Origin of the sequence: Chitinophaga sp. MM2321 (genome assembly GCF_964033635.1) — a bacterium.
In the GTDB taxonomy this organism is placed as follows: domain Bacteria; phylum Bacteroidota; class Bacteroidia; order Chitinophagales; family Chitinophagaceae; genus Chitinophaga.
Genome location: NZ_OZ035533.1, coordinates 3,872,650 through 3,887,605 on the forward strand (window position 1 = coordinate 3,872,650; position 14,956 = coordinate 3,887,605).

Sequence of the window (14,956 nt, forward strand, 5' to 3'; positions counted from 1 at the left end):
ATGGTTGAATAGTTGCAGGTTGTTTGTATAAATTCATGATTCTACCACCACTTTCCCGTTTTCCACAGAAAGATGAATGGCGCCGGTGGCTTCCAGCATTTTAAATACTTTTGATAATTCTACGTTGCGGGAGATCCCTCCGCTAAAATGTTCTTTTGTAGCCGGACCTCTGTAAATCACTTCTATATTGTACCAGCGGGCTATCTGCCGCATTACCTGTTCAATACCTGCGCTTTCAAATTGGAAGCGGCCATCTTTCCAGGCCAGTACTTCTTCTACATTGGCCTCATCCGCCACTTGCAGTGTCCCCTGCGTGGTGAGCTGCGCCTGTTGTCCGGGTCGCAGCATCCTGCTATCACCATCTTTCATCACTTTTACACTCCCTGTTATCAGTGTGGTAGCGATGGTGTTTTCATCGTCGTAGGCATTTACATTAAAGGAGGTGCCCAGTACCGCTACCTGTATTCCTTTTACGGTTACATGGAAAGGCATGTTTTCATTTCTGGCCACTTCAAAATAGGCTTCCCCCTTTAGTTCCACTTCCCTTTTACTACCGGTAAAAGAAGCCGGGAAACGCAGCGAGGAAGCGGCATTCAGCCATACCACGCTTCCATCGGGCAGGGAAATCCTGTATTGTCCACCGCGTGGTGTTGTGATTGTATTATATAGTGTTTCCTTCTTGGCGCTGTTTGCAATGGAGTAAGCCAGCTGTCCGTTTGCCAGTTTGATTATTTTAGCGCCGCCCTGTAATGCCAGTGCGCCATTTTGTGCACTATCCAATGTTATCGAAGAACCATCTGCCAGCGTCAATACCGCCTTGTTGCCACCCGGCAACACTTCCTCCTTCACAGGCGCATGGTTACCTGCCAAAGGCGCACGTTTCGCCTGCATATAGGCATACCAGCCGTATGTACATCCCAGCAACAGCGCCACCGATGCCGCTACTTTCCAGAATGGCCCGAACCGCATGTTACGTACCGGGGTGGCATCGTCTGCTTCTTCCGTACGCGACGGCCCGAATAAGTTTGCCAGTACCCGCTCTGAGGCATCACCCGGCATGGCAACCTCCGGTTCATACTGCATCATGGCGGTTTCCAGTACCTCCCGCAGTGCTTCATCGTTGGCTGATTGCTGAATCCACGCTGCCAGCTCCACTTTTTCCTCCGCCGTACAAGACTGTTGAAAAAACTTCTCCACCAGATCGTTTATTCTTCGCCGGTCATACATATTATGAGTTTAAAAACGGGATAAGCAGCGGTTAGCTGCCGCTTTCCTGCATAAGATTGATAAAAAAAGAACCGCAATTACGTGCGTGCTATGCAGGTAGACAAGTGAGGAAGGATATATGTCTAGTTGGAAGTAAAAAATATTTATGTTTATTTATTAAATGCAGCTGCAATAATAAATAAGATGTAATAACTACCCGGTGATCCGGCATAATTCCTGAGCTGCTCCCGGATAGTACGGAGCGCCTGTACCATGTGCTTATTTACGGTGGAGTGGGATATCCGGAGACTGGCAGCTATTTCTTCATGTTTTAGTCCCTGTTCGCGGCTGAGGGTGTATACGAGCTTTTGTTGGGGTGGTAATTTGGCCACTGCTTTATGGAGTAACTGCTGTACATCTTTCAGTTCCAGTACTTCTTCCGCATTGGACATGATGGTATCGGGTTGCAGGGATTTATCTGCCAGCAGCAGTGTTTCCGCCGCCATCCGTTTAAAGGCATTGATAGCGTGGTGCTGCGCCATTCTGAACAGGTACCCCCTGAAATGATCAATTTCTACAAGGCCGGCGCGGTTCTTCCATAGTTTCATAAAAACGTCCTGTACCACGTCCTCGGCCATTTCCGGAGAATCAGTCAGGCGTAAAATATAGCCATACAACCGGCTCTTATATAAATGGAAAAGAGTAGTGAACGCCGCTTCACTATCCTGCGCTGCCTGCTGCATAAGCTCCTTTTCATTATATAAATCACTCCTCATACGCTGCTTTTGGAAGAATTTGGCTGATAGATAATCTTTTTAAAAATTTACCGCAACGATTTCGTGGAACCGGAATGTTATAAAAATAGTAATTTTTAACGTGTTGTGCTATTAAATCAGTGTTGCCCCCTCTCAGCCTCCCCCGAAGGGGGAGGAGAAAGGAAACGAGGCCTTATTTTGACCTTTGACTACAATCCTTTTACGGATAATACGGGGGAGTACCTTATGTGACCAGATAACATAATATTACCTACCTACATTAGATAGCCACCTCAACTACTAAAATAAGCCCTCGTTTCCTTTCCCCTCCCCCTTCGGGGGAGGCTGGGAGGGGGCAAAAAATAAACAGGCCGCTTGTCTTTGATCAGGATGATCCCTGTCAAAAACAAACGGCCTGTTTATTCAGATAATTGCTATCTTATTCCGGTAATTTACCTACCCATCTGTTCATCATATTATCCGGTCCTTCCAATACTATTTTATAGAACCCGGAAGGGATGTCTTTTACATTTACTACGGCCTGCTGCTGTTGCAGCGGCGCCTCTCCTATCAGTTTATAGGTATCCTGTCCGCCGGTTTTAAAATTATTGGTGGTGGTGGCCCATATTTTTACGGTACCTTTTTTCTCCTGTGCTTTCCACGTTAATTTCACGGTTTCATTTTCCAGTTGTGCGGTGGGTTGTGTCAGCGATATTTTACCGGTGAGTGCGGCGCCCTCCAGTTCGCGGGCGTTTTCCAGCGGAATAGGAATTTTCATGAAGCGGGCTATGGTGGGTAAAATATCTACGATGCCTGGCTGAGCATTTTTAAAATATGGATTCAACTGCTGGGCATTTGTTACCATCCAGGTAGTGCGTTCCCGGTCAGATTGCCCACCGTGGTTATGACCGCTGGCTGCATCGCGCCCATGATCAGTGGTGATAAAGATCAGCCAGTCTTCCCCGAAATTTTTGCGGCGGTATTCCAATGCATCCCAAATGCGGCCTACCTGGTCATCCATCATTTTGATGGCAGCATACATTCTTTCACTGTCACCGTAGCGGTGGCCCATGTCATCCGTGTATTCGAGGTATACCCATGTGAGATCAGGTGCATCTGTGCGGAGATAGCCGGCTGCTTTTGTCGCCACCTCTTCATCTATCAGGTGGATATACCAGCTGTCTTTGTCGTGCGGAAAGCGGGTGGTATCCAGTTCCAGTCCATCTACATGATGATCGATATGCAGGTGACCGGTTTGTGGCAGGTCATCTCCTACCAATTTGGTGCGGTTGTCCAGCCAGGTAGAAAATATGGCTGTTTTCTTTTGCGGGTAGGCCAGTTTAAAAAAACGGAAAATGCTCCAATAGTTATAGTTCTGCGCAGCAATATCATTATCCCATACATTATGTTTATTCACCCAGGTACCGGTGAGCAGGCTGTTATAGCCTACTGCCGAAATGGTAGGTGTTTGTGAATAACCACCTTTTTCTCCCCCTACATAGGCACGGGTATAGCCATCTTTCCCGGCAATACGGCGCATGTTAGGCGTGGGTTGCTTTTCAATCACATCCGCGGGGATGCCGTCTACAATAATAAACAGGGTCTTTTTTTCTTTTTGTTGCGCCGCTAGTGTGAGGCAGGAAAAAATACCTATTGAGAGGATCAATGTTTTTAACATGCGTACGTTTTTCTGTTATTCTTTTATCAGGAGCCACATCATACCATTTAAATCATCGCCTTGCGGCGCGATAGGCTCATCAAGATACGGAGGGAAAAGGAATTTATCAATTGCTTCCATTGTACCATTTCCCTCCGTAAATAACATCTCCCCTTATAAATACATTCCGGGAACTTGTTTGTCTATGCTAAAAGGATTTTAAACCCGTTATTTCATAAAACTTATTTCCCCGCTCTTCAGATTCCAGCGGCAACTGTCGGACAATGTCATTCCGGCATAGGTCGCTTTCACGACAAGCAGGTTATTGCCCGGTTTTAGTGTAATATCTTTCCAGAGCAGCCGCCCTAACGCATCTTTTTTTGCCTCTCCCGCGGGCTTGCCGTTTACAAAAAGTGCAGCGGCTGGCAGGTTGGTATACGCTTTAATATCGGTTTTGCTTTTGCTGCGGTCGTTGTTTCTTTTTTCAGTGAGGTAAAGCATGGGGGTTGTGTTCCAGTTTGCTTTATAAAAATAGAAAGCATCCTTTTTTACGCGGCGGTCGTAGGTTACAAGCCCCTTGTCGTTGATACCCTGGAAACCGCCTTCTTCGCGGATGGAAGAACCAAAATCCCTGAGTGCCCAAATAAACTTGCTCCATATAAAGCGGCGCCTCCCAAATTCTTCCCAATGCGCTTCATGAAATGCGGTTTGCCATTCCTCTGCATGAAAGTCACCATCCGGTATAGGCGCTTTCAGTTGCTCAATGTGGTGATCTATATTGGCTCCAGCACCATACTCGCTTACACCGATGGGTTTCCGGGGGAATTTATCATGCATATCGTCCGCCCAGGCCCCTATATCCGAAAACTGCCCGCCATACCAGCCATAATATTTATTCCACGCGATTACATCGCTTACATGATTAAATGTATCGGTGTCGAGAAATGTGGCGCAGGTAGTGATCCTTGAAGGGTCCTCCTTCTTTGCGAGCTCGTTCAGCCTGCTCAGGAACGGCAGCGGGTTATCGTAATCCAGCTTTAATTCATTAAACAGACCCCAGAAGAAAATCGAAGGATGATTATAGTACTGGCGGATCATTTCCACCAGCTGCTGCCTGGCTTGCTGCTGAAGCGATGGATCATTCGCATAGCCTGTTCCGGTATAACCGCCCGGACCCACCAGCGGTATTTCCGTCCATAAAACGATGCCGTTTTTGTCCGCCAGATCATAAAAGTAACTGGCATGGGGATAATGTGTCAGCCGCATTGCCGTGGCTCCTGATTCAAGCACCAGCGCCATGTCGCTTTCAAGGTCTTCCCGGGAGAGTGCTGAGCCACTGCCTTCAACATCTTCATGATACCCAAAGCCATATAAGTCCATGTACCGGCCATTCAACACAAACCCGGAATCCGCATCCACTTTGAAATACCGCAGGCCCAGCGGCTGCTTTACTTCATCTATCACGTTATCATCCTGCAACAGCTGCACGGCAACTTCGTATAAATAAGGGTCTTTCTTTCCTTCCCATAAATGCGGCCGCGTGATTGTAAGATGCTGTGTGACCAAAGTATCCCGGGGATCAACGGTCGATTGCGCTGTCATTACTTCTTTCTGCCTGGCGTCCCTGACGATCGTTCGCAGGGATATACCGGTACCCTTCCCGGTCAGGGAGAGTTTCGTAGCAACGCTGATCCTTGCCTTTGAGGACGAAACTTCATCCTGGCTGATATAAACACCGGGGGAAGCATAATCCAGCGGGGTAATGCAATTTTCATTCGCGACAATCAGCCATACCTGACGGTGTAGGCCACCGTAAATATTAAAGTCCCCCGCCAGCGGCAGCACATCCATGCGGGCGGCATTGCTTACCTGCACAAGCAGCTTGTTCTCCCCGCCTGGTTTAAGATAGGGGGTAATTTCCGCGCAGAACGCTGTATACCCGCCTTTATGCTGTGTTACGAATGTATTGTTCACCAATACATCTGCCACTGAGTTCGCACCTTCAAAATACAGGAACACCCTTTTGTTTTTCCAGGAAGGATCAGTGGTAATACCGCGGGAGTACACGCCCATTGTGCGGCGGTAATCAATACTTCCCTTAAAGGGGTCACTGGCGTTCCAAGTATGCGGTAAGCTGACTTTCTCCTCCGGTGCATTTCTCCTTACATCGTAGGCAAAACGAAAATTCCAGCCGGCATTCACGTCTATATATTCTCTTCCCGCTTTATCCTGTGCATAACAACATACCGTCATTAAACATACTCCCAACAATAAAAGATTTCTTCGCATTGACTACAGATTTGGATTTAGCTGGGTTTCGTTGTACGGGATAGGGAGCCAATATTTTTCTTTGGTGATCGTGCCAATGGGTTTTAAATCATCGGCTGCCTTGTGGGAATTGGCGGATTCGACCAGTTCGAGGCGTTGGAGATCGAACCAACGGGTATATTCACCTGCGAGTTCCCAGGCTCTTTCGTTGACAATCGAATCAGCGAATGCTTGTCCTGACAGGTCAGGCTGGAGATCGTTCAGGCCCGCGCGGCGGCGGATCAGGTTTACCGCATTGTAAGCATCTGCCGAAGGTGTGCCAGATGAACGCGCCTCTGCTTCAGCGTAAGTAAGCAATACCTGCGCATACCTTAAAAGCTTAACGGAAAGATCCGTGCCGGAAGTCAGAAAACCGGGAGTTGGCGTATTAACCCTGAATTTGTTATAATAAGGATGTTGGGTCTGACCATTTTGCCAGTTAACATCCCCGTTGGCGGTTTTGAATACGGTATAAAAAGTGATGTCTTTTCTTTTCCCTTCCGGAAAATTGTTGAAGAACGTTATTTCCGCAAAGTAGTCATCCCAGCCCGATTCATCTCCCGGCATGCAGGATTTACCGTACAAGGTGCTTGGATTTCCGCAGCTGTTGCAGAATTGCAGGGTGAAAACGTCCTCGGGTGTATTATTGCTGGCCGATGTGCCGGTCCACAGGGTGGCCAGGTCAGGCACAAGGTTGAAACCATACTTGGTTTTATTGTCGATCACTTCTTTCGCCTTGGCCGCCGCCAGCGCATATTTCGACGCATCCTTCATGGGGTATCCGCCCTCGGTCAGGTATACTTCCGCCAACAGCGATTTTGCCGTACCCGCGCTGGCCCTGCCCGGCGCCGGTTTGATATCTTTCATGAGCGTTTCAGCCTTCTTTAAGTCCGATTCAATAAGCGCATACACCGCCGCCGGCGTGCTTTTTGTGACGGCTAACAGGTCTGTGTTATATTTTGATGTGGTAATTAAAGGGATATTACCCCAGAGCCTTACCAGCCAGAAATAAGAAAAAGCCCGTAAAAAATATGCCTCTCCTCCTATCTGGTTCAGCGTGGCCACTTCGCCGGATACTTTCTCATAATTATCAATAACGTTATTGGCGTTCTGAATGGCTTTATAACATCCCAGCCATATTGCGCTGATCCTGGTATTGGTGGAGTTGGCGGCAAACTGGTCCATTTCCCTCAGTTCCTGCTTATTGCTGGCGGGATGGGTGGTAATGTCGTCGGAGCCCATTATGGTCGCATTCAGGTTCGCTGTGCCGAAGCCTGATGAGTAACCGTTCTTTAAAGGCTGATAAACGCCGGTCAAAGCCGTCTGCAGCCCCTCAATTGTGCCCAGCGCGTCATCACCGATCAGCTGCCCTTCGGGATTTTCCTTCAGTTCTTTATTGCAAGCCGAAGCCGCTATCAATACCAGGATATATAATACCTTTTTCATTTTTTTTATATTTTTCCCAGCCTACAATGAGCAGGCCGACAGTTTTTAAAAATTGATCTTAACGCCACCTGTAATGACTTTGGCGTTAGGGTAAGAGCCGTAATCAACGCTTTGATTCACATCGCTACCCACACCGGAGGGAACGCTGTTTGTTTCCGGATCGAATCCTTTATACTTCGTGATAGTAAAAAGATTGGTTGCGCGAACGGAGAGCGTAACATCCGGTTTACGAAGGATGGATTTCGGCAGCTGGTAGCTCAGACTGATGTTCTTAAACCTGGTGAAAGTGCCATCTTCCAGGAACCTGGTAGATACCAGGTAGCTTTTGTTTGTTTTGCTGAAAGCGGGTATGTTCGAAGATTCGTTCACCCCCGGAATATACCTATTCTTTATATCGCTGAGGATGGCCTGGCGCGTGTCTGAATTGGCGGTGACCGCCGCTGCGTAAGTATAGTCCAGCTTATCGTATCCTCCCAGGGACTGGATAAATACATTCAGCGTAAATCCTTTCCAGGTAAAAGTATTATTCCATCCCCATGAATACCGGGGAAGTCCATGCCCTATGATATGGTAATCGCTGCCGTCAATCACTTTATTGCCGTCAAGGTCTGCATACCTCGAATCCCCGGGAACATTGCCGTATGCGGCCGCTTCGGCGACTTCATCAGGTTTCCAGGTGCCCATGTAATTAAGCCCCCAGTAAGTGCCCAGTGGCTGGCCGGGTACGATCATAAATTGAGGATTTGTAGAAGGTATCTTCTTGTCAGAATACAACGTTTTTACTTCGTTGTTAAGGAAAGAAATATTAAAAGAGCTGTTCCAGTTTATACCAGGGCGCTGAATGATGGTTCCTGACAGTGAAAATTCAAAGCCGGTGTTGTTTACTTTCCCGACATTGGACAGAATGCTTCCTCCTCCACCATAGTTGGGAACAGGAACGGCCAGCAGCAGGTTGCTGGTGTTTTTATTAAAATAATCTGCGGTAAAGGAAAGCCGGTTGTTCAGTATAGTGGCGTCTAACCCAATATCCCACTGCTTTGTTGATTCCCACTTTAAGCCCGGGTTGCCGGGACTGCCCAGGATGATGCCGGGGCTCACGCTACCTTCGGTGATGGTAGTGGTAACGTTCTGATACGAGGTAAGGGTTTGATAGGGATTAATAGCCTGGCTTCCGGTTACGCCGTACCCCACCCGGATCTTCAGATCATCAAACAATCCCCCGCCTTTCATAAAATCCATTTCGGAGATCTTCCAGGCCCCTCCCAAAGAGGGAAAAGTACTGTATTGATTATTGCCCTGGAATTTGGAAGAGCCATCGCGCCGTATGCTGGCGGTTAAATAGTACCGGCCTTTGTAATCGTAGTTGACCCTTGCCAGGTAGGAAAGCAGTTTGTAATCGGAATACGCCGTCCCAACGTTATTGGTAGCGGCAAGAGACAGGTTATAATAACCCAGGCTGGGATAGGTCAGATTATTGGCGTTTGTATTAAACCCATCTGATACAAACGATTGATATTCCATTACCCCTGTAACCGTAAGCTGATGCGCATTATTGAATAAACGCGTATAAGTAAGGTTGCCGGTGGTTTGTATGCCAATGTTCTCCAACGAATTCCTGCCTGCACCAGCCTGTCTTAAGGAATTAATGGAGGTGCCTTTGTATTGCTTGATCTGTGCATTGCCATAATTGATGGCGCCTGAAACATCCAGTGTAAGGCCAGGAATAAATTCATAATTCAACCCGGCGATAGTCGCAAATGTTGAATTATTGGTGATATTATTCTGGTCCGAGGCGAGGGCAACGGGATTAAATGTAATGGAGCTCACCGGGTCATTTAACGTGAATTTTCCTTTGCTGTCCCTTACCGGCATAGTAGGGGACCATGCGGTAGCTTGCGTAACAGGAGCGTCGCGGCCAAAAAGATTGGTGTTGTTCGCTTCACTCCTGGTAGCATAGGCATTCAGATGAAAAGTCAAATTCTTGTATAATTTCGTGTTCAGGCTTGTCCGCAAGGAATATCTTTTCAGGGACGAATTGATGATCACGCCCTGCTGATCCAGGTAACCACCGCTTGCGAAAAAGGTGGTTTTATCGTTCCCACCGGAAATATTTACCTGGTACTCCTGCGTGGGGGCTGTTCTGAAAATCTCATCTTGCCAGTCTGTACCACCTTTTGCCTTGAAGCCGTCTATTTGTTCCTGCGTGTAAATAGGCAATGTACCGGTGGCCTTGGCATTTTCATTTGCGGTAAGGGCAAAATCCGCCGCATTCAGCACATCCAGTTTTTTGATCACTTCCGAGGAAGAAACCTGGCTTATTGCCTCGATGCTGGTTTTCCCGGATTTGCCTCTTTTCGTGGTAATTATTATTACCCCGTTAGCACCCCTGCTGCCGTATATGGCAGTAGCCGAAGCATCTTTAAGAACGTCTATGGTTTCAATATCATTGGGGCTTACGGCGCTGACATCCGCACCTACAAAACCGTCAATAACATACAAGGGATTGTTATCACCACGGATGGAGTTATTACCCCTTATCCGCACTGATATGTAGCCCCCCGGAGCGCCTGCATTCGTCACTACCTGGACACCTGGCACGCGGCCTTGTAATACCTGCGGCACATTTACTACCGGCTGTTCCCTGAAATCTTTCGCGGATACCGACGATACGGCCCCCGTGAGATCCCGTTTTTTTTGCGTGCCATAGCCGATCACCACTACATCGTTAATAAGACTTATTTTGCGTTGCAATACAACAGTCATTGGCTGCCGGACGCCCACCCGTTCTTCTTTCAATTCAAAATTAACAGCTGAAAAAACAAGTACATTGCCCGCTGCGGCCACTACTTCAAACTGGCCCGACGTGCCGGTAACCGTGCCACCGGCTTTCCCCTTCACCTGGACGCTTATTCCCTGAAGCGCCGTTCCGCCTTCATCTTTTACTGTCCCTGTAATTTTTCCATTTTGTGCAGATACCCACATAGGTAAGAGAAATAAAATGCATACCAAGGTAAATCGTGGAGTCATAACGTCTGTTTTTGTATAGGTATAATAAATAATAAGCTGTAAGGTATGGCCGCTGGCAGATCCTTATGGGGTAAAATCGGAAATAACTAGGGGTAAAATTGTAAACAAAACCCGCCGGCGGGTTGAAAATTTTCGCTGTTTTTCTACCCGGGATCCTTTAAACACATTTATTACCAATATAACAACATATGGAAGATTAGATTAAGTTACATTAGATGACAGGTGGTTTCCCAGGTATGAAAATCTCCCGATAAAAAAAATAAAAGTTTTAGATTGCGTTAAAACAGGCAGATATTCAATCCCAATAAGTTTATTCACGTTAGAAAAATCCGTTCAAAAATTGCCGCCAATTTCTATATACACTATATACAAGTATGTCCTTACTTTCCTGGTATGTATTTTTCCTCCGTTTTGCATATACGGACAGGAATTATTGTTCAGCAGGCTTACCTCGGAGGACGGGTTATCGCCAGGCGCTGTATTGGCGATCGCGCAGGACCAGAATGGTTTTATGTGGTTTGGAACGCAAAACGGGTTGAACAGGTTCGATACCAGGCGGTTTAAACTGTATAAACACCCTCAGCTGGACCCGGATGACATTTTTACGGATTATATCACCCGCCTCCTGTCCGATTCAGATAAAACGCTTTGGGTGGGCACCCGCAATGGCCTGAGCAAGTATAATCCCGAAACGGACCGGCTCGAACGGATACCGCTTAAAACCGCTCCTTATGAAAACAATCTTAACATAAGCTGTATTTATGAAGACAGGCAAAAAACCGTCTGGGTTTGGTCATCAGCCGGATTATTCCGGCTGGTCGACAGAAAAGCAGGCCTGTTCAAACAAATCGCCGTTCCCGGCACCGTAGCCGGATTGGCCGCCAATAACACCCGGACCATTTACCAGGATCACCGGGGCGTTTACTGGATAGGCTCCTCGGCAGGGCTCACTCAAATGGAGTATACAAACGGGAAATTCACGTATAAGTCCTTCTCGCATAAAGGTGAAGATCCGTTCAGCTTAAGTGATAATTATATTACCGCGATTGTTGAGGACAACTTAAACCGGCTGTGGATCGGTACCCAGCAGGGTGGATTAAATCTCTATGACAGTGCTACTCAAACATTCAGGCATTTTAGCGCAAAAACTGAAAAGGGTTTGGCGAGCAATAATATCAGGGAGATAAAAACTGACCCGGCAGGCAAATTATGGATCGGCACCCAGGGCGGCATCAGTATCTATGATCCGGCAACCGGGCTATTTGAGACTTACCGCAGTGTGCCTGAAAATATGCAAAGTCTGAGTCACAATTCGATACACAGCATTTATCTGGACAAGCAGGCAACCGTGTGGATCGGTACTTATTGGGGCGGGGTGAATAGTGTTTCTACCGATAACACCCCTTTTCATGTTTATAAAACCAGTCTTTCCAGGCCCAGCATCAATAATAATGTCGTAAGCGCCGTCCTGGAAGATAAAGCGCATAATCTATGGGTGGGAACGGAAGGCGGTGGGCTTAATTATATTGACCGCAAAAAGCATAAGATCACGACCTTTCAGTATAACCCGGCGGATAAAACATCACTGGGTTCGAACCTGGTAAAAGTTATTTACAGCGATACGGATGGTAATATATGGGTGGGAACGCACGGCGGTGGGTTGAATTTGCTTGCCCCGTCAGGAAAAACATTTACGAGGTTTTTATACCAGGAAACAGATCCGGCTGTACGAAACACCGAAGTACTTTATCTCCTGGAAGACAAGGACGGGATTTTTTGGATAGGCACTCAAACAGGACTGCTGGCCTTCAGAAGATACAAAACGTCTTTACAATATCTGCCGGAGAGCAGTCTTACCACGGCAATTGGCAAAGCATCCGTAAAATCAATCCTCCAGACCCGGAACGGGGATCTTTGGATTGGCTCATCAAACGGGTTGTATATGCTAAAAAAAAGTACGGGTATAGTTGACCAGTTTACAACCGCGGACGGTCTTCCTAAAAATGACATCAACTGCCTGTACGAGGACAAAAATAATAATATCTGGGTTGGTTGCTCTTTTGCCGGCCTGGCATTGTATGCCCCTGGAAGCGAAAGTAAAAAATTTACCGTCTATCAAAAAAAGGACGGGATGCCCGATGAGAACATTGCTTCCATACTTGGAGACGATAACGACAACCTCTGGATAAGTACGGGGAACGGTCTTTCCAAGCTCCATGTAAAAAATGGTGTTTTTAAAAATTATAACAAAGGGGATGGACTGGCGGGCAATACATTTACTATAAATTCCTGTTACAAGTCCGCTGGCGGCGATCTGTTTTTTGGTGGATATAATGGACTTACATTTTTTTCCCCGGACAGGATCGGAGAGAATTCCGTGGCTCCCGCCACTTTCCTGACTTCCTTAAAGCTATTTAACAATACTGTTCAAATAAATGAAGACGCCAGGTTACTGTCGAGGGAAATCAGCCTTACCCGGGATATCCGGTTTACACACAGGCAAAATGTATTTACCCTTGAATTCGCCGCGCTGAATTATGTGCGGCCGGACAAAAATACATATGCCTATAAACTGGATGGTTTTGATGATAGCTGGAGCTATACCGCAACGCCATCGGCAACTTATATGAACCTGCCACCGGGCGATTACCTGTTCCTGGCGAAAGGCGCTAACAATGACGGCGTATGGGGCGCCCCATGCCGCTTGGCGATCACCGTGCTTCCCCCTTTCTGGAAGACCATCTGGGCTTATATTTTATATGTCATCTGCCTGGCTGCCATTATATTTTTTGTGATCCGTTTTTTTGTATTGAGATCTTTGATAAAACGTGACCGGGAATTGACCCGGTTGAAGCTGGACTTTTTCACCAATATAACGCATGAAATGCGTACGCGTCTTTCGCTGATACTCGGGCCGGCGGAAAAGCTGCTGCTGATCAACAAGGAAGACGATGAGCATACGAAGCAAATACAGATCATCAGGAAAAATTCCGAAGGTTTGCTGCACTTGTTAACTGAGCTGATGGATTTCAGAAAGGCTGAAACCGGCAATCTTACGTTGAAGATCTCCGAAGAAAACATTGTGCCGTTTATACAGGAAGTTTTTGGTTTTTTTAATCACCTGGCGGTTTCCATGAACATTAAATCCGATTTTACCGCTTCAAACCAGGATATCAGGGTTTATTACGACCGCCTGCAATTGGAGAAGGTTTTCTTTAACCTGATCTTTAACGCTTATAAATTTACCCCGCCCGGCTGCAAAATTGCCGTTACCGTTGAAGAAAAAGAGGAAACCGTTGTTGTTACCGTAGTGGATAATGGTAAGGGCGTTGCCCCGGAAAATATTTCCAGGCTGTTCACCAATTATTTCCAGGAAGACGACCAGGAAAGTGACAATAAGGGATATGGCATTGGTCTGGCGCTTGCTAAAAGCATTACAGAACTACACAGGGGAACCATCGGGGTGGAAAGCGTTCAAAACGCTGCAAACGGCAACCTTACGACGTTTACAGTTACCTTGCTAAAAGGTAATGGGCATTTTGCCGGGGAGTTGGTTCGCGAAACGTTGCCATCTCTTATTTCTTATAACGGCGGGGAAGGGAATACAAGAATACATTTACCCCAACAACCGGAAATAGTCCATGGAATTGAGTTGGATACTTCGTCAAAAGAAAAGAGTACCATTCTGCTTATAGAGGATAATGCGGTGATCCTTTCACTGAACCGCGACTTCCTTGAAAAGGATTATACCATTATAACAAGGGCGGACGGCCTTTCCGGATGGGAAGCCGCCATTGAGAACATACCGGATATCATTATAAGCGATGTAATGATGCCGGGACTGGATGGCTACACGCTATGTCGCAGGTTAAAAACCGATGAAAGAACCAGCCATATCCCGGTTATACTCTTAACAGCCATGTCGTCTCCGGCGCAACAGGTAAGCGGGCTTGAGAAAGGAGCGGATGTCTATTTAACAAAGCCATTCAGCATACAGGTCCTTCAATTGCATATCTGCAATTTGCTGCACCTCCGTGAAAAGATCCGTGGGTGGCTGGGCCAGCAACTCCTTAGCCCCAATCTTGCGCACGATGTCAAACCGGGCCTGAACGACTCCGGAGTTGTTGGCGAAGAAATTATTGTGGATGCTTTTTTAGAGAAGGTGATCTCCATAATTGAAGAAAATATTGATGATTCATCATTTAACGTAGATATCTTATCCAGGAAACTGGCGATGAGCCGCCCGATCCTATATAAAAAAATGAATGCGCTTGCCGGGCTATCGGTGAATGATTTCATCAAAGCCATCAGAATGAAAAAGGCGATGGAATACCTGGCTAAGGATGTGTATACGATCAGTGAGATTGCTTATATGGTAGGCTTTAGCGATCCCAAATATTTCAGCCGGGAATTCAAGAAAAAATTCGGGAAATCTCCAAGAGAATGGCGGGAGACAGATAAGTCCTGGTCTATCACGGACCGTTCCCGCCATAGATGAGACATTCCAAAAATCAGGGTTACATATACAAGTAATATTATCGGAGCTGGTAGTTATTAA

7 protein-coding genes are annotated in these 14,956 nt (G+C 46.9%); 1 reads left to right on the top strand and 6 read right to left on the bottom strand.

Translation table 11 applies throughout. The features are described from left to right. Nucleotides 1-33 precede the first annotated feature (33 nt). The 6 genes from ABQ275_RS14975 to ABQ275_RS15000 all read right to left on the bottom strand — a co-directional run bounded on the left by ABQ275_RS14975 (nt 34) and on the right by ABQ275_RS15000 (nt 10,398). Nucleotides 34-1,227: a FecR domain-containing protein gene (locus ABQ275_RS14975; protein ID WP_349313953.1), complete on the bottom strand. Its 1,194-nt coding sequence runs from the start codon at nt 1,225-1,227 to the stop codon at nt 34-36. A gap of 149 nt (nt 1,228-1,376) precedes the next feature. Further along, a complete protein-coding gene (locus ABQ275_RS14980; protein ID WP_349313954.1) occupies nt 1,377-1,982 on the bottom strand; it encodes an RNA polymerase sigma-70 factor in 606 nt (201 codons plus the stop codon). Between the two features lie 418 nt (nt 1,983-2,400). After that, nucleotides 2,401-3,639, bottom strand: a complete 1,239-nt coding sequence (locus tag ABQ275_RS14985; RefSeq protein WP_349313955.1) for an alkaline phosphatase family protein — start codon at nt 3,637-3,639, stop codon at nt 2,401-2,403. A 207-nt stretch (nt 3,640-3,846) separates the two neighbouring features. Then, entirely contained in the window at nt 3,847-5,907 is a 2,061-nt protein-coding gene (locus ABQ275_RS14990; RefSeq protein ID WP_349313956.1) for a glycoside hydrolase family 2 TIM barrel-domain containing protein, read from the bottom strand. A 3-nt stretch (nt 5,908-5,910) separates the two neighbouring features. Beyond that, nucleotides 5,911-7,371, bottom strand: coding sequence for a RagB/SusD family nutrient uptake outer membrane protein (locus ABQ275_RS14995; RefSeq protein WP_349313957.1), 1,461 nt, complete (start codon nt 7,369-7,371; stop codon nt 5,911-5,913). A gap of 45 nt (nt 7,372-7,416) precedes the next feature. Next, nucleotides 7,417-10,398: a TonB-dependent receptor gene (locus ABQ275_RS15000; protein WP_349313958.1), complete on the bottom strand. Its 2,982-nt coding sequence runs from the start codon at nt 10,396-10,398 to the stop codon at nt 7,417-7,419. Nucleotides 10,399-10,738: 340 nt separating this feature from the next. Between ABQ275_RS15000 and ABQ275_RS15005 the strand changes: the two genes are divergently transcribed. After that, nucleotides 10,739-14,896: a two-component regulator propeller domain-containing protein gene (locus tag ABQ275_RS15005; RefSeq protein ID WP_349313959.1), complete on the top strand. Its 4,158-nt coding sequence runs from the start codon at nt 10,739-10,741 to the stop codon at nt 14,894-14,896. The last annotated feature ends 60 nt before the right edge of the window (nt 14,897-14,956 follow it).